Genomic DNA, 23707 nt, shown 5'->3' with positions numbered 1-23707 from the left:
TGGGAATGGCTCGAAACGAAATCAACAAATTTTTGTTAACCCAGTTGGACGCGATGAATACATTTGGTTGAAATTTCCTATTTCAGCCAAGCTACTTGGAAAAACTATCTACTAAGGAAATACTCACATGAGTCACGACCCGATCCAACCTCAACAGCAGATATCATTGCCTGATGAATTTGCCCTTGCTATTTACGAAGCAGTGAACTCAGGTGATGTTAATAGGTTACAAGTCTTGCTCGATGAACTATACCACTTCATGTATAGAAGTTTTATTCCTTTTTCCTAGTTGATAAAACCATAGCTTTGATTTGATGTAAAAGTTCGTTTTCAAACTGAGAATATTGTGGAGGAAACAGTATGTCGAATACAATTAAAATTTTATCAATCGATGGCGGCGGTATTCGAGGCATTATTCCAGCGATAATTTTAGCCGAAATAGAAGAGCGCACAGAAAAGCGCGTTGCTGACTTGTTCGACCTGATTGCTGGAACTTCAACGGGGGGAATTTTAGCTTTGGGGCTGACTAAACCCAATGAAGAGCGTAAACCTCAATATACTGCTCGCGATTTAGTCGATTTGTACAAAGAAGAGGGGAGAACAATTTTTCCTTCAAATATTTTTAATGAGATCAAAGCCCTCATAGACGAAAAATATCCCTCAAAGCCTCTAGAAGAGGTTTTACACAAGTACTTTGGTGAAACTCGTTTGAATCAAGCTCTGACAGAAGTCTTGATTACAAGTTATGACCTCAAGCAGCGCGATACCTTTTTCTTTAAACGCTCCAACGCCATTACAAAGCCGAACCGCAACTTCAAAATGGCAGAAGTCGCACGCGCAACTTCCGCTGCACCTACGTATTTTGAACCCTTACAACTTCAGGCATCTGACCGAACATATTTATTGGTTGATGGTGGCGTTTTTGCTAATAATCCAGCTATGTCCGCCTACGTTGAAGCAAAAACTCTGCATCAAGATGCCACTAAATTTTTAGTCGTCTCGATCGGTACTGGACAACTTACAAATCAACTGGAATATAAGCAGGTAAAAGATTGGGGACAATTACAATGGGCACAACCCATTCTCAATGTGGTCTTTGATGGGGTCAGCGATGCAGTAGATTATCAAATGAATATGTTATTGTCTGCTGAAAATAACAACACCCATTACTATCGCTTTCAAATAAATTTGCAAGAGCTTCAACAAGATATGGGCGATCGCATGGATGATGCGAGCGAGCGAAATATTAACTACCTTGAAGATTTAGCACGGCGAATTCTGAATAACGAGGAGAAAAGGTTAGATGCGCTTTGCCAACTGCTAGTTACTAACAGTTAGTTCAAAGCGGTTTGATTAGTAATAATTTAAGGTGGGTAATGCTGTTACAGCATACTGATTAATTGCTAAATGCTTGAGCAGCAGTACTCGCTTTATATGTAGCAATCTATTCTCTTAAATAATATGTAGATTAGCTTATAAGATTCGATCCAAATAAATCAACAAAAAGCAGTCTTATGATTCAGCAAGATAGCCAAGAACAATGCAAAACTCTTCTTAAAGACTTACAATAAGACGTTAATAAACTCCTTAAACAAATTGAGACAGTAGTCAAAGCAGATCCAGATTTAAGCGAAAATATTCAGGAAGAACTTGCAGAGCAAATTGCTTTGTTACAACGCTTGGGGGAATATATTCACTCCACTCCACACCCCAACCACTCACAACCTTAATTCCTGATAGCTTTTCACCCAATACACCTCTTAAATTCATACCAATCCATAGTGAACTCACCTGCCGCCAACTCAACCCAACTCCTAAAACCAGCAACCGTGATTTGGCATCTAACCGCAATACTGCTCAGAATCTTATCGACCTTGCCGCTAAAGCCCTTCCATCTCCCTTCTTTCAATATCCACACCTCCGATCCAATTGGAACCAACGGCTTAACTTCGGATTCTGCCTCAACTTTGGCGAAGAGCGCAGCGATCCCTTCGGGAATCGCCTCTTCCACTGGAGCCTCTACCAATGGAGCAGCCGACTCAACTACTGGCACTGGCTCAACTGCTACTGGCTCAAGCTTAATCTGCCTTAACCATTGATTCAACTGCCCTCTCAACTCGATGGGAGCAAAACTAACCGCCGCGTCACAACATTCCCAAGTGTACTCACTGACCAGCGCTCTCACACCTGCCAAACTTCCCGCCGCCGCTAACATATCCGTTAACTCTTGATATGGGTTAATTTCTTCCACTGGCTTGACAATCGGAGCAGTTGCCACAGTCGGTTTAGTCGATGGCACAAATACACTGAAGTCCTTAGTCTCGGTTTGAGCAATCTGAGTATTAATCCGAGTGGCGATACATTCCAGCATTGCTAAAGCCGTCTGGTTGTCAAATGGTGACTCTTTTACCCAATAAACTCTTTCTCTGTTCCCATCACTTCCTCTCTGGCTTTCTGTGCTAAAACCTAACGACTTGAGCAACCGACCTAAAAAAGCGACTGGTGTATCTTTACCTGGTTTCACTGCGATCGCCCTGACAATTTTCGGGTTTTTTGCCTTCTGCCAAGCTTTAATTACGTCAGCATCTTGAGAAGTCCAAGTTTTACCAGGCTCAAAAAATTTAGTAATTCCTATCTCATTCAACGCATTAACTTTTAACAGTAGGGAACGATATCCAGTTGATAAATTAAACGGTCTAGGATTTTCATCAATGGTAGGCTCTAGCATCTTGTACCAGCGATTTTGTTGCAGTATCTTTGCTTGTTCAGGATGTTTTAGGAAGTGTAACGTTTCCAGTCTACTAATCATTGTCTTGTCATCGTAGTGAACCATCCTAACAAAGTTTGCATCAAATAAAGGAACTTTAACTTCTTCTTCAGTTTGAACTGTTTTAGTATTACCATCTGCCTCAACAATTTCTTCGGTTTTTGTTACTGTAACCTCAACCATAACTTTTTCAATTCCTGGTAGTCGGTCTAGGTATTTGCGCCGCGTAGCCTTCCATTTATCCTCTTGACTAGCTCTAGGATTCCTGTTAATTTCCTCAGCCTTTTCTGTAGTAACATCTTCTGATTCTGCGATATTTTTAGAGTTTTTATCTTTAACTTCTTCCTCAAATTCTTTAATCGGGTCATCAGTTTTTATTTCAGAGAAAGGCTCAACATCATAACCCTTATTCTCTAAGGCTTCATAAAGACATTCTCTCAGGTTGAATCTCTCATGATTAGCAATAGCTCTCAGCTTACATTCATGCTTAAAAAACTCGCTTTTAGCTGCCGTATTAGTTAGGTTTTGCACAAGTTTATTCAGTGCTTCTTTCAAGTCCAATCCCTCAAATGCTGCATTAGCACAATCATCCATAAATTCTTTTAGTGTAGCTTCAATTTCATGAGGAAAAGGAGAGGTAGAAACAGAACCATTAGAATTCATTCCTACTGGCTTACAGTACACATGAATAAGCGCTTCACTATCTCTTACCCTGCGTAATATTTGCAACTGTTCATCAACCAAAAGCACGCCACAGAAGTAACCAAAGATATTTTTAAAGTAACCAGGAATGTCAATATTTCCTCCGTTCTCAAGCGAGGGAGAAAGTAATAAATAGTTTGGTTCATTTAATAAGATCCATTCCTTTGGTGCATCGGCATTTTTGAGGAATATTGATACCTCTTCTCTGTTGGTAGTAGTGCTGTCAATCCTTAACCCTTTTAATCCTAATTGAATCAGCTTTTCCTCTAGTGCTTCTAAGAAAATCTGACTATCTGCAACTACTACGAATGGGGCATCTCCAGCATTTTCTAAAATGTACTTTTTGAAGACTGAAGTATTATTTCCGTTAAGTTCTCCATTGGTTTCTGCACCAATGTAAAACCTGACTTTGTTAGATGTTAGGGAATTATCAAGGTTTTTGATTTTGACAATCTTTTTAGCAATGCCACGATTAGCAAAAATTTCCTCCAGAGATGCGACTGTAGAATCTTTTAAACCCCCATCTAAAATCACAATCCGTTCACATCTACTGAAGGCTTCAATTAATAATTTTCCTGCTGTTTGTCGCCATTGAGAGACAGCAGTATTAGCCATTAATAACTGCTTATACGTAGCCTCAAATTCATCTAAAATTAATATTTTTTCATCAAAATAAGTAGCATGGAAGTGTATTATTGAATCAATGCAGCAAGCAACTTTAGATTGGGGATCTGCTAAAAGCAGTTCACCGTATTTATCGCCTTTTAAATCGTCTTGTAGGTGATAAGTACCAGTCTCACCACAAAACTGTCTTAACAGATTATTCCTAGCACCAAAAAAGATAACACCTTGAGCGGGATTCTCTTTAAGTAGTTGATAAAGCAGAGTAGTTTTCCCACTGCCTAACCCTGAGTTAATGCAGGTACAGTTACCGCTTTTAGGTGTTTCGATAACACCCGATATGTAGCGACTGGTGATATTAATATCACCAGTAAACTGTTTAGCTTTACGCCATAGTTCCCAAGCTTTCCCGGTGCGAATTGCTTGTCTAACTTCTGTGCTTTTTGGTAGGTCAAAAAACTCCTTAACGCTGATAGTTTTAATCTGGGAAAGGTCGGATAATTCATCAATATCAGGACTGTCTTTGGTGATTTGATTCCACCATTTAACCGCAATTTCATAACCCAACTGCTGTAAATACTCGATGGTATTACGCCAGCGATTCATTACTTGAGGGTTGATGACATCGCCAGCATCGGGATAAACAATGATTATTACCTTATTGCCTTCTGTGACGACTTCTAAGGCATTCTTTAGAGTTTGACGACTTGCTAACCACAATCCACCCGCAGCACCGATAACGACGCTGCTAAGGCGATTTGCTGCGAGAAACGGTTTAGCACCTGTACCTTCGATTAAGGAAACTTCCTTGGCTTTTTCTTTAACTGGGAAATGAATCGCCAAAGGTAACTCACCTTCTGAGCCATCTGGGAAGAAGTGCAGCACGTTCCCATTACCACTTAACCAAGCGTAGCGATTACCATCAGCTGGATTACGCCATCTGACCTGACAGCCAACTATCTGCCCTGAAACGTTCCGAACTGGACACAGATAACCATCGTCTGCGGTAATTAGCTGCGTTCCGCCCTTGGTTACGCCTGGAAGTAACGGGTTAACAAGGGTCTTTAAGCGCTGATAACGCTGGACTGATTTGAAGCCAGAAGCAATGATTTCTTCTTCCGTAAATCCTCGACTAAGCAAATCGGTTCTATCGGTTGGATGTAATTCCAGTTGATCTAGTATGGCACGATAACCAGCATCGCGTTCAGTGGCACTGAGCGATCTGGATTTGATCGCGGCAACATCTTGCGCCTTTCTCTGTGCTTTTTCTTGCTTGCGTCGGTTCCATTGTGTCCTTTGTTGTTCAGTCCATTCTTGGGTATTGTCGAGCGTCCAAGTTGACCAGTTACTTGTTCCCCGCTCTCGAATACACTTTAGTCCGTTGATTACCTCACTAAGTTTGGCATCGCTAAAGGTCATGCAAAGGATAAACTCTCGATCGCCATCTTGCTTACTTCTGCATTTGCCAGTAGTGTTTTCACAAATGGGGCAAGGGTTGTGTCGTTTAGTAGGGATGAACTTACTCATGGCTTTCACCCCCAAAATTCTTCCTCACCAATCTGTCGCCACTTTCCCGGCACTGGTAATAATTGGCATCGACTACTTGAAAACAACTGCAATTGAGTGGCTGAGTGCTTTTGATATTGCCGAGCTTGCTATTAAATTTACGGTAATTCGATGTAGTATGATTTTTATCGAACGATTGTTTTATAATATTCATAGGTTGCGATCCCTCTTGTTTGTTTTTCGCAACCGCAGACTTTTCTTTTTACCAATTAGTAATTGTTAATTAAGAACTACTACACTGAGAGTGTTATTTTAATAAGCTTGGGGTAGTAGTCGTCTGCGATTGCTGCTCCTTTTCTGCTTTTGGGGTAGTGCAAAGGTACTGTTCGTTCCCCTGCGTTATCCACGATCAAAGCAAAATCTAGGAAATCCGAAAAAAGTTTTACATTGTAAAGTTAGGTTAAGGGAACTTGTATCTGTTTCGTCCGTGAGGGCCACTGGGATAATGTTTTTCACCGTTAACCAAAGTGAATGATCTTTCCTTCACTGTTTTTTTGCCCCTAATTTCAATCTGCATTTCTCGCATTTGTTTCATCTCCTTCTGATAACGACGATCCTACTTTTGGCTTCACTTGCCTTAAGTATCTTTAATTTCGCCACGTTCAAGAGCCAAATCAACAGCTTTTCTGAGAATGTAACTGGACAAGTCGCTGAGGCTAGTCCCTTCCTTCTCAGCCAAAAGTTCTAAAAGCCTGTGCGTTCGGTCTGGCAATGTCACCGAGATTCGCTTTGACATCTGAGCTTTAACCATATTTTCAATCCTAAATCATACTTCCTGCTTTAATCGTATCCCTTACTTCAGCCATTAACCAACTTAAATGCAGCTATTTAGTTGCATTTATGATACATTCATCTTGTGGCAGTGAAGAGGCAACTTAAACACCACTGCCTGTCCGGGTGACTGACCGTACCCTTTCCACGTCCAACGGATTGACAAACCATTGCCAAAGGTTGGTCAACTCACTGCCAATCTTTAAATCAGTTCAAAGCCTTACCGCTTATGACTTACGCAACTATCGAGTATTACTCAGTTGAATCTGTAACCGAGATGCTAAACATCTCAGAACGCACCTTACGCCGCTATACTGCCCTACTTTCTCGCAAATTGGGCAAAGAGTTCGACAGAAAGAAGGGTGAACCTGGCTTTACCCCTCAAGCCGTAGCAGCGTTGCAGAAGTTTTGCGAGTTACGCCGCGTCAACAATATGCCCGTTGAACGTTGCGCCGAATATCTCAGAGTTAATGGATTTTAGGAATCAAGCCAATGTCTATATCACAGAACCGTCGCCAGCAAATAGAAGCCCAATTAGCCAAGCATGGCATTACTGCCACTGATAAAGCCGTGAACGCAGTGCTGTCCATTCTTAAATCAGACCAACGTGCCACAGTTACCAGTGCCACTCGCAGGTATGCCACAACTGTTAACCCAGAAGTTGAATCAGAAAAATGCGATCGCCAAACAGCCAACAGTGCCAATGGAGACAAGTTGCAGGACTCTTTAGCAGCATTGTCGGATATTTTGGGAGACAGAATCGCAGAGGGCGTAATCAGCAAAGCAGTGGATAAAGCAGTAAATCGCATCAACTCAGGAGACTGGACAATCAACAGCAGTTCTAAAACCAAACTAGAGAACTTAAAACAGGCATTAGATGTTGAATTTGAGATAGTGTCAGAAAATTTTTTATCGCTGCCTACAAATGGCTTATCAAATGCCTTGTTGCTCTCAAGTTCAGAGGAGACATCAAAAGCCGAAATATTAGTCCAATCTTAGTAGTAATAGCGGCGCTAATTCTGTGCAATTTAACAATGGTAATCATCAGATTTACCCCTCAATTAATCCGCATAATTGGGCCGCAAATTACTCAAAAAAAATGAATTATTGAATTGTTAACTCCGACAAAGGAGGAATCATGGAAGTGTTAAGCCTTCAATCAGTCGGGTTTTTCGCCGCATCAATCATTGGCTTTTTTGCAGGCTGTCTCTGGGTAAACGGGCAACAGAACATCGAAATATCACGACTTAATACTGAACTCAAAGCCCAACAATCAGAAATAGCCAAAGCCAACCAAATAATCGAAAACCACAAGCAATTTATCAGAAGAAAAGATACTTTGGCGCGTAGGTTTTGTGACCAATACTTTAAAAAGGATGGTAAATAATGCCGCAATCAATGACAGCATTTGAATTTGAATATCAAACTGAAGTAGTCTCGCAACGTATCAGAGGTTTGAAGTATGAGCAAACCTTGTGTGATGAACAAATCGAAACCAACAAGTTAGAAGCCAAAAAAATTGATGTAGAAGCATCAAAAGAATTAATCAGACGTGCCAAACTGCAACTGGATAAAGCCAAGTTAGACAACGATATTCTTGAGCAAAAAGTTATCCAAACGACCGATAACTTAAGTTACGAAAAAGCCATGACTTTGATTAATAGAGAGTCACTACTGGTACAGGGTAAAGATGCAGTTTTGAAATTGCAGCAAGCCAAAATCGACTTTGAGAATAATAACAAGCTATTTCAGCTTAAGTATCGGAACGTTCCCCAAATTGAATTTAGTATTTTAGGGTTGTCTGGAGGTAGATAGAAATGTGTGATAGCTGCAAATGTGAAATTAAAATTCCTGCGGAAATTTGCGCCGCACAACAGCAACAGGCTGTTAATAATGCTCTCTCAAGATTGGAGAGAATGAAGGCTGAAAATGTGCGGCTAAAAACCAAGACAGCCATTGAAAAAGAACGCACGAATCAGGAACAAGTTAGGCTGAACTACGAACAATCAAAAACTCAATCTGACAGTGAAAAATTCAACTTACAGCAACAGATTAATACCCAGAAAGTCCAGCAAACTAGTCAGCAGTTAAACTTTGAACGGGAAAAGACACAATCGTTAATTGAGAGGCTGAATGCACTTGCAGGTGTGGAAAATCAGAAAGCATTACAAGCAGATCAAGACTTTGAATTTGAGAAGATGCGTAGCGAGTACCAAAGTCAGAAGTACTTAGCGGCAGCGCAAGAGTGGGAAGTCGATTTGTCAGTAATGCAGAAACAACTAGACCAAAAGAAACAACTTTTAGCACTAAAGTATGGACATTAATCGCTCAGTAATTGAGTCAGTTCTAGCGTGTTTTGTGGTGGCTTTAGGCTGTCAGTTAACACGCTTTTTTTATGTGACTCATCAGCTAAGTTACTTAGCCTTTTTGTTTATCCGCTTGGCTATCTGTGGAATAGTTTTAAGTTCTGTTTACTACCTAAAACGTCAGTCAGACGTAGGAGAATTGTCATCAGTTATTATCGGGTCATTGGTGGGGCTATGGATAGAAAATTAAAAACAGTTTATTTGGCAGATGTAGCAGTATTTGGATTATTTCTGTTTGGGCATAGCATCAACAACACCCCTATTGTATGGATATCCATTGCCACTGGCTTACCTTTGTCCAGTTACCTTGTTGCTAAAGTCCCAAGTAGAAAGCAGTTAGAAGACAGTAAAGCTCAACGTATTTATGAGCTTGAATCACAGTTAACTAAGTTACTTGATGAGAAGTCTTGGAATGAAAATCTAAATTCTAGTCAAGTTGAAAAGTTAATCAAAGAAAAGCAGGAGCTAGAGCAAAGCTTGATAGCTGAGAAATTTGAATTAGAGCAAAAACTCTTAGGTGAAAACAACCAAAAAGCTGCCTACCACAAAGAGTTATTACAGGGTAGAGATGCACAGATAGAGCAGTTGAAACAACAATTAAACCGTGAAACTACCAAGCTAAAAACTGAATATTCTGCCATGATTGCCAACATTGAAACAGCACATAAGGTAGAAATAGAGCAGTTACAGGCTGAGTATTCTGGAGTAGTAGCGGAGTTATCCCAACAGCTTGAACAGGCAATTAGTGTTACCGAACAAATCAAAGAAGATGCTGATAATAAAATCTTAGCGGCGCAAAAGCTGACGGAAGAAAACAATGAGATTAAACAACAATTACGTTACCAAGCTGAACAACAGGAATTAGCTAGAAGAGAATTGAGTTTAGAAGAGAGACGGATTCACGTCGAGTTAACTAATGAGAGGGCATTACTTCAGAAACAAATTGATGATGGATTGGTACAGAATGAACGCCTGAAAAACATCATCGAAGTTTTAGAAGTTGAAAAACAGCAGTTAGCTGAACAAGTTGCCGAATATCACATAATGCTGTTCAAAGAAAAATGTGATGATAACTACTCAGTTAAAATGGTGCAAAAATTATTGTTAGAAGCCGATATTAACACCGAGTTTCTCACAATGGAAGAAAAGCAGGATGGTAAAGTAACTGTAATTTACTTGCGTCCAATTAGTGCCTTCAATGAAAACAAGTTAAAGACAGTTTGTGACCAACTACCAGGCTTTTTAAATCTCACTCGCAAGCCTATAATCGAAGTATCCAAGGGCAGATTAGAAGTCAGAATAGACAAGCGTAGCGACAAAGAGAAAGCACTCGCTAATCGGGAAAGATTGGAAAAATCATTGATATCAATCGATGATTGCGTACAAAAAAACTTAGGTTTCTTAGTCATAGGTGAACCGGGAAGTGCGAAAAGTACTGGAGCCTTATATATTGCCAATGCCATCATCAATCAGGAGTTAAGCCAGAAGGGAATTGATGACTTAATCGAACCAGATTCAGCGATGCTTTTGGCTTTTGATATTCATCACAGTACCTCATGGGATGATGCGGGAATTAAAGTAATAGATAATCCACTCGACATTTATCAGCAATTCAAGTACCTACAAACTGAATATGACAACAGAAAGCCCGGAAATAAAACTAACAGACTGATAATTTTCTTTGATGAAATGGCAGAAACTTTGGACAGAATTGAAGTAGCAGTTGCTGAAAAGGAAGGGACTAAAAAAGCTGGAAGTGACGCAGTTTCTTACATTCAAAACCTGTACAGAAGTTTTGGAACTGGTGGGCGGAAGAAGTACATCAATTTTGTCGGGATGAACCATAGTTACAACGTCAAAGCATTGGGAATTGATGGATATTATCGAAACTGCTTTGTTTCAATACTTCTAAATGATGCTTGTCGGCATTACATTAACACAACGACTAAGCATCTACCTGAAGGGAAGAAGGAGCAGTTTTGGCACTGGCTAGAATTAATGTCAAACCGCTATATAGCTTTAGCTACTGGTGCAATAGATGATAGACTGTTAAAACATCCAACTCACCATGATTACCCACAGATTAAAGATGGTAATCCGCCAAAAAATCTGCAACCAGTTAAGCAATTACCGCTAGATATTAAGCTGGTTTAAGCATAGATTTGCTCCGGGGAATTTCAGATATTAGACCCACAAATTATCCATCAAAGGTTTTTAGTTTTAGTCGCTATCCATTAGGGACTAGCTGAACCAAGTCAATCTCATCCCTGATATCAATACCACGCTTGCGATTAAAGTATTGTTTGAGAGTACCATCTTCATTAAAAAAGTCAGGGTATTTCTGATGATGAGAGTTGATATCATCTCGATATTTCTTCATAGCTGATTGGACAACAGAGCCTCTAGAACCTGTTAGTTCAGATAACAAACTTTGAGTAATAATCCATCGCTGTTTCGGTTCGGTCGCTACTTCCGAATTATAGATTTTGATAGCATTAATCGCTCTTCTAACCATCTCTTCCGCTCTACCAGGATAAGTAGAATATTTAGGATTATTGAGTAATTCCTCCGTTGAAATATTTTCTAAGCTGTCCTCTTCTAAGCGTCTAATTTTCCCAGTGATGGTGTTAGCATAAGTCTTTACAGCCTTCTGGATAAATTCAGCCAAATCTAAGCCAGAATGTGTCCTTGCCAATCCTAAAATTTCTTTAGTTTCCTCATCGAGTCCTAAAGCATCAACGACAGCAGTTTCCAACATTTGAGTAGTCAAAGTAGGTAGTGGTGATGTTTTTGAAGTTTCCGTTTTTCCTGACTGCGTTGATTGCTGAATGCCAAACTTAGGTAAACCTTGCCAGTATTCCCTTCTAGCATCATCGCCCGTTACACTCCATCGCTCGGTATTCTCGGTTAAATACCACAATGCCAAATGCTCAAAGCGTTCTACTCTACCTTGTCCTGTGTTAGTGAAATAATACCCATCAGGCTTGACTTGTGTCGCTGGCAGTTTCGGAAATTTAGCTTCTATTTGTTTGCGAATAATACCTAACGGGCGTTTTAAGGTAACTCCAGCATCAATAATTTGGTTGACGGCATCGATTACCAGTTTCTTAATCTGGGCTTCATCAGCAATGCCATCAAGCTTTCGAGCTAATTTCTCACCCAATTTGGGCCAATCATTTTTCGGTTGAGTAGCCATATCGGTTAATTTATTGGTATATCTATAGATTAGTGGGTTAATAGTATTTTATCAATACCACTACTCAATAGATAAATAGGTTTAATATACTAATATTAATGTATTCAAGGAAGTTATCATAAGCATTAATTCATGGACGTTTAGCTTATTCCTTGCTTACTTTAAAAGCAGAGTAAATCAGAGCAAGGAAGATGAGTAGACAGCTAAAGCATCCTGATGAATTGACTAATGAGTTTATCGAGTGGCGAGTAAAGGAACTACTCCCCAAATTTGAAGCCCTAGCACCATATAATCGCAGCAACAGAGAGAAAGGTGTAAAATCTGAGGGTTTGATAGGTTGGAAAGATTTAGCCACTAAGGAAGCCTCACTATTAAAGGCTAATTACCCAGACGATCGACCAGAAGAGCAAAAAGAATACGGTACTTGCTTACGCCAAATTACAATATTGAAAAAAGAGTTAAAAAAAGCTGCTAAAACTGAACTGCTAGACCAGGCTAATTACAATCCAGTTTGCACAATAATTACTCACTTTGGTAATGCTTTAAGTTTCCTATTCAGTCCCTACAAAGAAAAGCAAAATGTCCGGTATCGAGAACAAGTTAAAGCTCGTTCAAAGGCTGAAAATAGAATACCTTTAAACCTATCACCCTACTTAATTAAAGCCAAGGAAGTGCTTACACAAGTGGCTAATGGAGCAGGCTTGTTTGATGTGGAATGGCGGGATGTTTCTTGTGCGCTCGCTTTAGCAACGGGGCGGAGAATGGCAGAAGTCCACTTATCAGCCAAGTTGAGAAAAATTGGAGATTATGATCTAGGTTTCAAAGGTCAACTGAAAGGGAAAAGTAGAAAACTCGACGGTCAGAAGTTGAGAGATTTTGAGTTTGCTATTCCTACTTTATTATCAACTGATTTAGTGTTAGCAGGAATGGAATTTTTAGAGAAACACGACAAGCGTTTTCCAGCAACAGAAGACCCAGAGAGAGTTAACAGACGATGGTCAAAAGTGTTGAATGAACGGGCAAAAGATTGGGCAATTATAGAGGATATGACCTATCACAAGTTTAGGGGAGCATACCTGAAAGCTTGCATAGCTAACTCAGGCGTTGACCCTTTCGATTATTTGGACTATGCGCGAGCGATACTTGGGGATAATGATGAAGCCACCATTAGAGCATATCAAAGGTTTGAGATTAAGCAAGGTAGTATTACCAAACTATAAGCTTTCCTCAAAATAAGAATTATAAAGTCAGTTTTGTAGAGGTCTTGGACTTTGGATAAAGTCCAATCTCTGACGATCGTTGTCTGAAAAATTACCTCCACTACTCTGCGGTATTCAGGGGAGGATTTTGGCTTTCAATCAGCTTGCGGTTAACGATTTCCAGGACAGAATCTAGGTTCATAGAGGCAAAAGCTCGCCCTTTGTCCGTAACTCGACCCAATACTGGCTTAAATACAGTTTTCTAAGTAATTATATACTGATTTCAGATTTTCTCATGAGATTTTTAATGAGCTTTGGGTGAGATTGTTTATGAGATTTATAGGTTGAATCAGCTTCAGGTTAAAAGCTAAGTTGACTTATAGATAAAACAAACCATATAGAGCCAAATTGAAAATTCAAAGCAAACGGTAGATCAATATGAATTTTTCTGACTTTGTGTTCTCGGCAACGGAAATTGCGTCATTTGATTTTAATCAACAAACAAAACGCATTTGGGAAGCAACAAACAATAAGCCTGACAGTCCACAAAATTGGCAATTTCGCTACGACCCGCTTTTTATTCCAGAAATCAGCAATAATCAGCTATTAGTTAAAAGCGAGCAATGGCAGGGACATTCTTGGAGAACTAGCCTGACAATACTGTTAGATAACGAAGAAGCTAGAAAACTTGCATACCAATCTATATGTAAGCGGTATCCAGAACAGGCGCAAAAAATTCAACTGTCAAGTATTTTCGCTCTACCAACTCCCTATATAAAAGTTAATATTCCCGATTTAAAAGAGGTAGAATTAGAATCAAAAATTATTAGAGATCATTTTGAATTTGGTCAACCCTCACAAGAATTTACAATCAAAATAGCATCTCCTGATAGAGATACTGCTCTTAAAATCGAAAAAAAATTATCTTCGATGACTCTTGAATATGAATTCTCTGTTTCTGCTCGAAAAGCACAGCAAAACACAGTCAAGTTTTCACTCCAAAAACTCAAGGACAGTAAACTATATAAAAAATTACACGGTTTAGGTGATGTAGCTTATGTACATCGAGATGACTTAAGAAAATTACTAGAAAAAATTCACACAGAAGTTTCTTTTGATGCAGTTATTGAGAAACCGGATCATTTTGAGTCTGGAATATTTGATAAACTATTAACTTATTGGAATCAATCTGAATCTTCAAAGAACTTTGACGAAACCAAATGGCAGTCAACATATAATCAGGATGATTTAAAACCTAATATTATAACCAAAGAATTAAATAAGATTTTTACTAAAAATGAAGATGAGAAACACTGGAAGTTTAATCCATCTGCTGATATCAATGCTGACGCAGGCGCATTAACGCAAATTAAAACCAAAATGGTTGGTAAATTATCTTTATCAAATGACGACCTTAAAAAGTTGTTACGAGAACAAAATATTGAAGCAGATATACAAGGTACAAAAATAGAAGCTAAGTCTATTGATCTATGCCAAGTTAATTTAGCTGCTTTTAACGAGCAAACTGAATTAATTAGTGTTGTGACATTTGTAGAACCCATTGAAGCTAACACCAGTAAAGGCTCAGTAGAGTTTTCTCGATTATTTTCAGTTAGCGTAGCTGAGGTCAAAGATAAAATAATAGCCCTTTTTGGCAAAACTTCTGTTGGTAAGTCGGCAATTCTCAATTCATTGATTGGTGCCGATATAGCTACAACTTCTGAACAAAATGATTTACTTATTATTTGTTTCAAATCACCTTTTGTTTGGCTAGATTTGCCTGGAATAATTGGTAACAAAAATTACGAAGAACTGGCAATTAAAAAGGCTCAACAAGCTGATGGTCAGATTTTTGTAATTGATGGTGAGCCTTATAAAGATGAAATGGAGTCGTTCGACATAGTTCATGCTCATTCTCCTGATATTCCCAAGATTGTATTTGTTAACAAGTGGGATATTATTCAAAACCATACTCCCAAGAAAGAGCAGGAGATTATACGCTGTCTGATCTCAGAAAAGATGGGCAAGTTTGTAAAGAATGCAGAGGACATTGTTTATGGTAATGCTATGAATTTAAACCAAAAAAATGATGAAATGGTTCGACAGAACTTACCCCAATTAATCAATAAAATCAAGGAGGTTTTTTAGAATATGGTTAGTAATCAAGAAATTCGTAATGATATTTCTCAAATTCAGGCTGAACTACAGGAAGCGTTAGAAAACCTAAAGGAGCAATTCAGTAAAAAACTCAACGATGGAGAACGTCAAGAAATACAAAACGAATTCAAGGAAATAAACGAACTTTTAGAACGTATAAAAACTGGCTTAGTTTGGGTAGTCCTGTTTGGCAAAACTTCTGTTGGTAAGTCGGCAATTATCAATTCATTAATGAATATGGATGTAGCTAAAGTTGGTGTCGAACACGATAAAACAACTATAGCAACTCCCTATAAAAAAGAACCTTGGTATCTAGTAGATGTACCTGGGATAATGGGTCAAGAAGAGAACGAAAAATTGGGGATTGAAGAAGCCAAGAAAGCTCATGGACATATTTTTGTAATTAATAGTGAGCCTTATCAAGATGAAATAGAATTGTTCAATTTAATTCATGAACATTCACCAAATATTCCTAAGATTGTATTTGTTAACCAGTGGGATAAGGTTACAAAGAATCAACCCAAGAACGAGCAGAAAATTATATGCTCTCGAATTTCAGAAAAGATGAGCAAATTTGTGAAGTCTCCAGAGGACATTGTTTATGGTAGTGCCATGCTTTTTGATCCAGAGCGTGATCAAATGCTCCGACAGGAATTACCTCAACTGCTCGAACGCCTCTATGAGAGCGCTGGGACATTAGGTGAATTAATGAATGTTCTAGATCCAACCCAACGTGCTGGTGAATTGAATCATAAGATCAATAATCGTATTTTTGAGATCAGGTTAAAAGTAGCACGGAAGGTAATCAGTGCTTTCGGTACGGCTGCAATTGTAGGTATAGTAGTACCAGCCTCCACAGTGACTGTTTATCCTGCACTCCTAATAGGTATGGTGTTTACGATATGTAAAATCATGGGAAAACAAATAACCAAGAAGAGGGCAGGAGAAATTATGTGGACTTGTTTGAAGATTTTGGGTGTAAATAGTGTGGGTGGAATCGCCGCTCTCATTTTAACAGATGCAGCCACAACTGCACTGACACCTGTGGGTGGACTAGGACTAGCTCTGGGCGGACTTGCATCAATCGGCGGTATGGGATGGTATTGTTACTCGCAAACTGTCAAATTAGGTGAAATAACATTAGAGTATATTCGCAATGACTTTTCTTGGGGAGAGCAAGGGCAAAAAGAAGTTCTTGACAAGTGTCAAAAGAAAGTTGAGGAAATCTATGTAAAGCTAAAACCGATCTAAAGCCCCAATGCGATCGCTACACGATATCGCACAGTCTTGGTTAATAGCTCATGCAGAAAAACCTTAAAAAGTCAAGAGAATTAATGTAAATATTGATGCGATAAAAGTGTGGGTAGCTAGCCAAGAATTATGGTGTATAAGCAGCGATAAATTGAAAAACTGCCAATCAAAGTAAAAACAAACCACTTAGCGATCGGTGTACATAAAATTATAGTTTTGTGTACAGAAAATTTGCCTACCCTTACCAGGAGCATTCGTGACAGGTTAAGAAAACAGAACAAATGTCAATAAGTGAATATGCTTAATAAAATAGGAATGATTTTGGGAATTTTGCGTTGGTCGGGAAGAGGTCTAAGGCAATCACTGATTGCCTTAGACCTCTTTGTATGATGATGATTTTCAAGAATTCGACACCAGCACAAACTTTAAGAGCATCAGGGTACTAAAGATGTCAAACTAGCTTTCATAAAAGTTTTGCTCATCTAATACCAGTTCTCTGTAAAGATGCGCTTAATAAAATAGTTTCAGTCTCAGATACTTTTGCTCGTAACGGAATGATAATAAATCTATTTTTAGGAGAGTTCGCTGCGCTCCCTCTCCTAAAAATAGATTGTCAAAAATGACAAAATTGCCCTAATTATAGCCAAAATTTAACCTATAATTGGCGACAAAAAGGTGAAAATCTAGCTAAAAAGGTTTCTTTAAGCTAATTTCTTTCCGGCTAATTTTTGCTGATTTATCGATTTAGGGTATTAATTTGTTCAAGTTAAACTTCTGAGAGCGTCAGTAATAAAATCCCAGCCAGTTAGGGAACTAATAACGGATGGTGTAATTTCTTCGAGTGCCTTTTTCAATATTGCGCGTAATTCATCAAGACAAGGGCAGTTATGCCATTTTAATTGAGCTTTTAAATGTTCCCAAAATCTTTCAATTGGATTAAGCTCTGGTGAATAAGGAGGTTGAAAAATTGGGATGATAAATTCTTGCCAATCCAGCATTGATGACTGATGTATTTTTCCTCGATCCATTTGCATAATGATTAAGCTATCTGTAAACTTGGCTGACACCAAATTAATAAATTTTTGAAAACAAGTACTATCTAGATGCGAGAATTCATAGAAGAAACTATCTCCTGTTAACGGTTCTACTACTCCGTAAAGATAGAAATTATCTCGTTTCCATTGCACTTGTCCTATCGGCTTAACTCCTGCAAGCGTTAGCATTCGTCCCGGAATTGTTTGTAAGCCAAGCCTAGTTTCATCTTGGCATAAGTACGTGATTTTTTCTCCAAGATTTGCGAATTCTTCTAATGCTTTTACGGCTAAAGATAAGTTTTTTAAAAATGCTCTTCTGCTTGGGGATGCTGCTTTTTATTGCTGGGGCGTGGCACTTTTAATTTGGCTTTTAACCGATAACGCACCAGCTTATGAACTTTTTGATACGCTGCTTTCACGCCAGCGTCTTGTTCTAGCCACTGCTGCACTTCCAAATAGCTCTTAAATCCCTGCGGTTGTTGTAATTTTTCTTTGAGTTTTTCTACTATTGCTGGTGGTACTATTGCTTTGTTACCTGGTGGATGTGACACTTTTAATAATGCTTTCACCCCGCCTTTTTTGTACAAGCTTACCCATCTGGTAATCGTTGCTTCATTTCGATCTAACCGCATGGCTAATTCTTTCCGGCTTTTTACAAGACCCTGTTTTAGCCAGTACAGCATTAGCAACCTTTCTTTGCCACTCCCTTTTGAGTTGACTTTCAACCGCTTCTCTAATTCCTCTGCTGTTTCTGTTATTCTTACTGATAGTGTCCTAGCCATACTCCTGCACCCTGTTTCCTCTTCTTTAGCTTAAGGTATCAATAAAGAAGGCATCCCAATTATTAAGCGCATTGTTACAGAGAATTGGTATTACTTAACCCCATTTATTTGATTTTTATTTATTACTCTTCTTTCTTGAAACAACTTATATTTGCTAATTTCTCCAACTAATTATTTTTGATAATCTTTCATTGTCGCTCAGCTCGCGGGAGCAAACAAATTCTAATCATTTAGAGAGGAAAAATGCAATTGGAAATTGCATTTTTCCTCTCCCCGACCAGCGAGAGATTTGGGAAATCATTTTTGATTAGTTTTTGAGCATATTCTCTCATTGACATTCACCCTTCTTTCTTAACCTGTCACGAATGGATACTGATACACTTGGCGTGAAAATGCCGAAAAAATGTTTCTTGTTTTGGGAAGCGAGTCAGAGAAGTTTTTTGATTATTGTGGCGATAGGGGAAGTTTTGGGTCACAACTCCTGAAAAGCTGATGAAATATAGGAATTCAACCGTCACCTCAACTGTCACCTCTCCCGTCACCAGCAGGGGAAGCGATACGGCTAACGCCACGCTGCGCGAACGAGAAAGGCTTTCTTGAAAAAACTAAGGACACCAAAGAAAGCAAGAGAGCAGGCATAAATATTTGAACTATTCCCCTGATAGTTAAAACTTGGTGGACGGCTGTGATACTTACCCTATAAGGGTTAGATGCTGTCCACCTGCGGCGATTTATCGAGGGTGAAAACTACGTAAGGTGGACAGGAGAAAGCCAGCTTGCCTCAACAATTGGAATTAGATTAGTCAGTTAGATGCTTGATGGCGATACGCTCTTACTGCACGCTGGCGCGAACAATCAAAGGGAAAAAGTTGTAGTAAGATTAAAAGCAAGAGCAAGCGTCCGGCTCAAAATAGCTGAAAACAGATGATAGCAGCAGAGTTAGCTCTCTTAACAGAAAGACATGGTGAAGCATCAAAACAAGTAAAGATGCCTCATCAATACTCAGGGAAGTTTTTTGCAAAAACAGAAAATCAAAGCCAGAATCATCAAAACTTAAATCTCCATCACCTGTATATTGCTGAGATTCTGACTAAGCTTCAAGTCATCTATGATGCAATGGTATGGGAAGTTATAACCCCTCGCTTCAGAAATTGGATTGCAAGTATCTATATACAAGAGGCAAAAGAACGGGACGCAATTAGCGATACGCTTACGGTAGGCTGTTGCGATCGCTGCGATACACCTTTTCTTGAATGCCCGACAGGGCTATACGGCACGCTCACGCTACGCGATCGCTTTAGTCGTGACCAGATGACTCAACAGGTTATCTATGACGCAACGTTGTGGAAAGATATGGCTGCTGGCTCCAAGATTAGCGATACGCCTTTTCTTGAATGCCCGACAGGGCTATACGGCACGCTCACGCTACGCGATCGCTCTATTCATGATGCAATAACTCAACAGCCCCAATCTATCTATGACGCAACGGAATGGAGAAGTATAACCCCTGGCTCCAAGAATCAGACTCAAAAATCTCGGTATATCTATGACGCTATGGTATGGACAAACATATCTATGGGTGACGGGATAGCTCCACACCTGATAATATCTATGACAGAGCGACATAGAGAGAGATATTTTATCTATGACGCAATGAGTTAACTACTCATTTGTCGAGTGTCACAGTAAGCGTCGGAAATGTCACGATAAGTGTCGGGGAAAAAATAGGAGTGAAATGATGATGGAGTAAGGGGTTGAGGGATGTAGTACGGAAGTAATTGGCTGGGAAGAAGCGAAAATAAGAGAAAAAGTATCGAGAAAAATGTCGCTCCAGAAGGAACTGATGTAGGTGAGAGAGAAAAAAAGTAGAGCAAAACAGAGAGATAGAGGGTGAAAAAAAGAAACAAAAAGTAACACAATAAATGTCGCTTTTGAAGCCAAGGAAGACTTAGAATTCAAAGCAGAGCCGGGATTGGAGAGAGAGATCATGTACCCTTGCCAGTCGAATAAAGTCGGAGAAGATAATTTGGTGCCAGAAACGGAAGATTCACTGGTGTTAAGGGAAAACGTAGCAGGAGAATGGGAAATAATAAATGCTCCGTTAGAGTTGCCAGGTGAGGTGCAGCAACAGATTGAGGCAATACAGAAATTGCTCGCAGTGCAAGGAACAGAACGCTATGGGCGGGTGCAGCAACAGGTAGCCCAGCAATTAGGGATAAGTGTTCGGAGTGTGCAAAGACTGCTCAAGAAATGGCGAGAACAAGGAATAGCGAGCTTACCCAGACAAAAGCGATCGGATCGGGGAGCAGCGAAGACCAGCCGGGAGTGGCAGGAATTTATTCAGAAGACCTACCAGGTGGGGAATCGGGGCAGCCGGAAAATGAGTCGGGCACAAGTGTACCTGAGAGTGCAGGCACAGGCAGAAGCGAAGGGAGTCAAAGAGTATCCGAGCCGTCCCACAGTATATCGAATTCTACGTCCCCTTCTCGAACAACAGCAGCAACAGAAACGCAGGTTAGGCTGGCGAGGAGAGCAGTTAAAAGTGAACAGTAGAGAGGGATTAGAGATAGACATCGAATGGTCGAACCAAGTGTGGCAAGTAGATCACACCCAAATAGATCTACTGGTAGTAGACATGAGTGGAGAGATTCTGGGAAGACCCTGGTTAACAATAGTAGTAGACACATACTCGCGGTGCATGATGGGAATGCACATAGGATTTGATGCTCCAAGTGCCGCAGTAGTGTGTCTGGCATTGCGCCATGCCATACTGCCCAAACAGTACAGCAGTGCATACGAATTGAAGCAGAGTTGGGGGACTTATGGATTGCCAAGGTACTTGTATACCGATGGAGGCAAAGACTTTCGCTCGCAGCATTTAGAACAAGTAGCTACCGAACTAGGGATAGTCCTGTGCCGCCGACGAAAACCGTCAGATGGAGGAATAGTAGAGCGACCGTTTGGGACATTCAATCGAGAATTCTTCTGCACAGTACCAGGATACACAGGTAGTAACGTGAAAGAGCGATCGAATAAAGCCGAATCGGAAGCTTGTCTAACACTAGTACAACTAGAGCAGATGTTAGTGCGTTACATAGTAGACCACTACAATCAAGCACTAGATGCGAGGATGGCAACGCAAAGCCGGATCGGGAGATGGGAAGCCGGAAGGATGGCACAACTACCCTTATTGGGGGAAAGAGAGTTAGATATATGCCTGATGCGACGAGATCGGCGAGTAGTCTACCGGAGTGGCTACATTCAGTTTGCCAACCTCACCTACCAAGGAGAACATCTAGCCGCGTATGCCGGAGAATCAGTCATCATCCGATACAACCCCCGCGACATCACCACCATATATATTTACCAACTAGTAGAGAGCAAAGAAGTATTTCTCACCCGCGCCCATGCGATGGGATGGGAAACCGAAATCTTGTCCTACAGGGAAGCACAAGCAATCAGTCAAAGGAGACGAGAAGCAGGCAAAGCGATTCCCCTACGGGGACGCTGTGCGAACGACAATCGTTCATTGTTGGAAGAAGTCCGCTCTCGCCAGGAGCAGATAAAGAGACTGCAACGACAAAAGAAACAGAAAGTAACACCAATTCCCACAGTAACGGTGGAACAACCCGACTCAATCAAAGCCAAAGAAATGTTGTCTGCCGCTTCTTCACAGTTAGCTTCAACAACAGAAGAACCATTCACCTCAAAAGAAGCGGAAGAACCGAAGCAGAAGTTGACCGTACCATTCGTGCGGGTGTATGACTATGAACAAATGAAAAGGGAGGCAGGCTTACTGTGAACTCGGATGAGATGTCGATCATAATTCCTGACCGGAGAGACTTAACTCCCAACAGAGGATGAAACAGCAGATGGAGCCGTAGCAGAAGTAATCAGGAGCTTGACAGCCCAAGTAACTTCTCGACCTGCGATCGGTTCATGGGATTGTTGAAATTGTCGTTTGAGCAGCTTGAGCAATTCCTCCTGCTCAACAATATCAGGGGAATAAGCCCATTGCCCAGGAGTGAGCCGACGAGTAATAACGGCACGTTCTGAGGCAATCTTATCGGTATTGAGTGCGACACAGGCAGCAAAGAAAGCTGGCTGCAACGCTTGAATTTGTTGTTCAAGCAGAGCCATTTGTGTCCGCAAATCAATCATGGCATTGATGACTTCAACTGGATCGAGGAGCCGATCGATCTGGGTGTGGTCTGCGTTCACTGGTGGCTGTAAATCTTTACTCATGGTATGCTCCTGACAGATAAACCTAATTCTGAACTATGGGTGACGATACGATTTGTAGGCAAATGTCGCGTACTACCTACGATAAGTGGATTTTCTCATGGTATTTGTTCTGTGCCCTTTGTCTTGATTGGCGATACGCCTGACGGCACGCTGGCGCGATCGCGTTTGACCATCTATGATGCGACCAAAGGGAAAAAGTTGTAGTAAGATTAAAAGCAAGAGCAAGCGTCCGGCTCAAAATAGCTGAAAACAGATGATAGTAGCTTCTTTAGCTCTCTTAACAGAAAGACATGGTGAAACATCAAAAGAAGTAAAGATGCGTCATCAATACTCAGGGAAGTTTTTTATAAAAAGAGAAAATAAAAACCAGAATCATCAACACTCAAATCTCCATCACCTGTATATTGCTGAGATTTTGACTAAACTTCGAGCTATCTATGACGCAACGGTAATGAGAAGCATAACCACTCGCTTCAGAAATGGGATCGCAAGTATCTATATACAAGAGGCAAAAGAACGGGATGCAATTAGCGATCGGCGCGATCGCTTCCCAAATCAGACTGCAACTATCTATGTACAAGCGGGTAAAAAGAGAGAAGTAACTGGCGATTCCGCTTTAGCAGATACGTCTACAGCAGGCAGGCGCGATACTGCTAAGGCAATGCTACGCGATACACCTTTTCTTGAATGCCCGATAGGGCTATACGGCACGCTACGCGAACGCTTTATTCATGACGCAATAACTCAACAGCCCCAATCTATCTATGACGCAACGAGATGGAGAAGTATAACCCCTGGCTTCAGGAATCAGACTCAAAAATCTCGATTTATCTATGACGCTATGGTATGGACAAACATATCTATGGGTGACGGGATATCTCCATACCTGATACTATCTATGACAGGACAACATAGAGCCGGATATCTTATCTATGACGTGATGAATTAACCACCCATTTATATATGACGCATCGGATTGGTATCCATAGATTCCTTGCTTCCATTCCTTGTTCTTATAAGAACAAGGAATGGAAGCAAGGAATCTATGGA

Annotated in this window: 22 protein-coding genes and 1 pseudogene; 17 read left to right on the top strand and 6 right to left on the bottom strand. The window is 40.3% G+C overall.

What is annotated here, in order from left to right:
* Positions 1-127 precede the first annotated feature (127 nt).
* Both IQ264_RS05310 and IQ264_RS05305 read left to right on the top strand, forming a co-directional pair.
* The gene (locus tag IQ264_RS05310; RefSeq protein WP_193979342.1) at positions 128-289 is read left to right on the top strand and encodes a hypothetical protein; all 162 of its coding nucleotides are present in this window, start codon (positions 128-130) and stop codon (positions 287-289) included.
* 71 nt (positions 290-360) lie between these two features.
* Entirely contained in the window at positions 361-1338 is a 978-nt protein-coding gene (locus IQ264_RS05305; protein ID WP_193979340.1) for a CBASS cGAMP-activated phospholipase, read from the top strand.
* A gap of 406 nt (positions 1339-1744) precedes the next feature.
* Here IQ264_RS05305 and IQ264_RS05300 read toward each other — a convergent pair whose 3' ends face one another.
* Positions 1745-5617, bottom strand: a complete 3873-nt coding sequence (locus tag IQ264_RS05300) for a plasmid replication protein, CyRepA1 family (RefSeq protein ID WP_193979338.1) — start codon at positions 5615-5617, stop codon at positions 1745-1747.
* Between IQ264_RS05300 and IQ264_RS05295 the strand changes: the two genes are divergently transcribed.
* Positions 5616-5879: a hypothetical protein gene (locus tag IQ264_RS05295; protein ID WP_193979336.1), complete on the top strand. Its 264-nt coding sequence runs from the start codon at positions 5616-5618 to the stop codon at positions 5877-5879. The genes IQ264_RS05300 and IQ264_RS05295 overlap by 2 nt on opposite strands.
* A 354-nt stretch (positions 5880-6233) precedes the next feature.
* On the opposite strand, the gene IQ264_RS05290 is transcribed toward IQ264_RS05295, so the two are convergent.
* Positions 6234-6407 (bottom strand): ribbon-helix-helix domain-containing protein, encoded by a 174-nt coding sequence (locus tag IQ264_RS05290; protein WP_228061306.1) that lies wholly within the window; start codon positions 6405-6407, stop codon positions 6234-6236.
* 249 nt (positions 6408-6656) lie between these two features.
* Here IQ264_RS05290 and IQ264_RS05285 point away from each other — a divergent pair, with 249 nt between their 5' ends.
* From IQ264_RS05285 to IQ264_RS05255, 7 genes are all read left to right on the top strand, one after another.
* Positions 6657-6908 (top strand): MerR family transcriptional regulator, encoded by a 252-nt coding sequence (locus tag IQ264_RS05285; RefSeq protein ID WP_193979334.1) that lies wholly within the window; start codon positions 6657-6659, stop codon positions 6906-6908.
* Positions 6909-6919: 11 nt separating this feature from the next.
* On the top strand, positions 6920-7426 hold the full coding sequence (locus IQ264_RS05280; RefSeq protein ID WP_193979332.1) for a hypothetical protein: 507 nt from the start codon (positions 6920-6922) through the stop codon (positions 7424-7426).
* Between the two features lie 139 nt (positions 7427-7565).
* Complete coding sequence (locus IQ264_RS05275; protein ID WP_193979331.1) at positions 7566-7814, top strand: hypothetical protein; 249 nt, start codon at positions 7566-7568, stop codon at positions 7812-7814.
* Positions 7814-8242 (top strand): hypothetical protein, encoded by a 429-nt coding sequence (locus IQ264_RS05270; RefSeq protein ID WP_193979329.1) that lies wholly within the window; start codon positions 7814-7816, stop codon positions 8240-8242. The genes IQ264_RS05275 and IQ264_RS05270 overlap by 1 nt, the downstream gene beginning before the upstream one ends.
* Positions 8243-8244: 2 nt before the next feature.
* On the top strand, positions 8245-8751 hold the full coding sequence (locus tag IQ264_RS05265; protein WP_193979327.1) for a hypothetical protein: 507 nt from the start codon (positions 8245-8247) through the stop codon (positions 8749-8751).
* Positions 8741-8983 (top strand): hypothetical protein, encoded by a 243-nt coding sequence (locus tag IQ264_RS05260; RefSeq protein ID WP_193979325.1) that lies wholly within the window; start codon positions 8741-8743, stop codon positions 8981-8983. Before IQ264_RS05265 ends, IQ264_RS05260 begins: the two co-directional genes overlap by 11 nt.
* Positions 8968-10947, top strand: coding sequence for a hypothetical protein (locus IQ264_RS05255; protein WP_193979406.1), 1980 nt, complete (start codon positions 8968-8970; stop codon positions 10945-10947). Before IQ264_RS05260 ends, IQ264_RS05255 begins: the two co-directional genes overlap by 16 nt.
* Before the next feature lie 73 nt (positions 10948-11020).
* Here the strand turns inward: IQ264_RS05255 and IQ264_RS05250 are convergent, their stop codons facing one another.
* Positions 11021-11989, bottom strand: a complete 969-nt coding sequence (locus IQ264_RS05250; RefSeq protein WP_193979323.1) for a hypothetical protein — start codon at positions 11987-11989, stop codon at positions 11021-11023.
* A gap of 191 nt (positions 11990-12180) precedes the next feature.
* Here IQ264_RS05250 and IQ264_RS05245 point away from each other — a divergent pair, with 191 nt between their 5' ends.
* The 3 genes from IQ264_RS05245 to IQ264_RS05235 all read left to right on the top strand — a co-directional run bounded on the left by IQ264_RS05245 (position 12181) and on the right by IQ264_RS05235 (position 16596).
* Positions 12181-13209 (top strand): protelomerase family protein, encoded by a 1029-nt coding sequence (locus tag IQ264_RS05245; RefSeq protein WP_193979321.1) that lies wholly within the window; start codon positions 12181-12183, stop codon positions 13207-13209.
* Positions 13210-13626: 417 nt separating this feature from the next.
* Positions 13627-15336 (top strand): GTPase domain-containing protein, encoded by a 1710-nt coding sequence (locus IQ264_RS05240; RefSeq protein WP_193979319.1) that lies wholly within the window; start codon positions 13627-13629, stop codon positions 15334-15336.
* A 3-nt stretch (positions 15337-15339) separates the two neighbouring features.
* Complete coding sequence (locus tag IQ264_RS05235) at positions 15340-16596, top strand: GTPase domain-containing protein (protein WP_193979317.1); 1257 nt, start codon at positions 15340-15342, stop codon at positions 16594-16596.
* Between the two features lie 761 nt (positions 16597-17357).
* Here IQ264_RS05235 and IQ264_RS32730 read toward each other — a convergent pair.
* Together IQ264_RS32730 and IQ264_RS32725 are read right to left on the bottom strand one after the other, a co-directional pair.
* A pseudogene (locus tag IQ264_RS32730) lies at positions 17358-17888 on the bottom strand (IS630 family transposase); the annotation flags it as partial.
* A gap of 44 nt (positions 17889-17932) precedes the next feature.
* Complete coding sequence (locus tag IQ264_RS32725) at positions 17933-18412, bottom strand: helix-turn-helix domain-containing protein (protein WP_228061305.1); 480 nt, start codon at positions 18410-18412, stop codon at positions 17933-17935.
* A 924-nt stretch (positions 18413-19336) separates the two neighbouring features.
* On the opposite strand from IQ264_RS32725, the gene IQ264_RS05225 reads away from it, so the two are divergent.
* Together IQ264_RS05225 and IQ264_RS05220 are read left to right on the top strand one after the other, a co-directional pair.
* Positions 19337-20074 carry a hypothetical protein gene (locus tag IQ264_RS05225; protein ID WP_193979315.1) on the top strand — a complete coding sequence of 246 codons (738 nt, stop codon included), beginning with the start codon at positions 19337-19339 and terminating at the stop codon, positions 20072-20074.
* Between the two features lie 325 nt (positions 20075-20399).
* Positions 20400-22214 (top strand): Mu transposase C-terminal domain-containing protein, encoded by a 1815-nt coding sequence (locus IQ264_RS05220; RefSeq protein ID WP_228061304.1) that lies wholly within the window; start codon positions 20400-20402, stop codon positions 22212-22214.
* Positions 22215-22255: 41 nt separating this feature from the next.
* Here IQ264_RS05220 and IQ264_RS05215 read toward each other — a convergent pair whose 3' ends face one another.
* A complete protein-coding gene (locus tag IQ264_RS05215; RefSeq protein ID WP_193979313.1) occupies positions 22256-22657 on the bottom strand; it encodes a hypothetical protein in 402 nt (133 codons plus the stop codon).
* 3 nt (positions 22658-22660) lie between these two features.
* Here IQ264_RS05215 and IQ264_RS05210 point away from each other — a divergent pair, with 3 nt between their 5' ends.
* Both IQ264_RS05210 and IQ264_RS05205 read left to right on the top strand, forming a co-directional pair.
* On the top strand, positions 22661-22861 hold the full coding sequence (locus IQ264_RS05210; protein WP_193979311.1) for a hypothetical protein: 201 nt from the start codon (positions 22661-22663) through the stop codon (positions 22859-22861).
* Positions 22862-23108: 247 nt separating this feature from the next.
* Positions 23109-23606, top strand: coding sequence for a hypothetical protein (locus IQ264_RS05205; protein ID WP_193979309.1), 498 nt, complete (start codon positions 23109-23111; stop codon positions 23604-23606).
* The last annotated feature ends 101 nt before the right edge of the window (positions 23607-23707 follow it).

It is taken from the genome of [Phormidium] sp. LEGE 05292, assembly GCF_015207735.1.
In the GTDB taxonomy this organism is placed as follows: Bacteria; Cyanobacteriota; Cyanobacteriia; order Cyanobacteriales; family Aerosakkonemataceae; genus Floridanema.
This window is presented reverse-complemented; position numbering and strand designations above follow the sequence as displayed.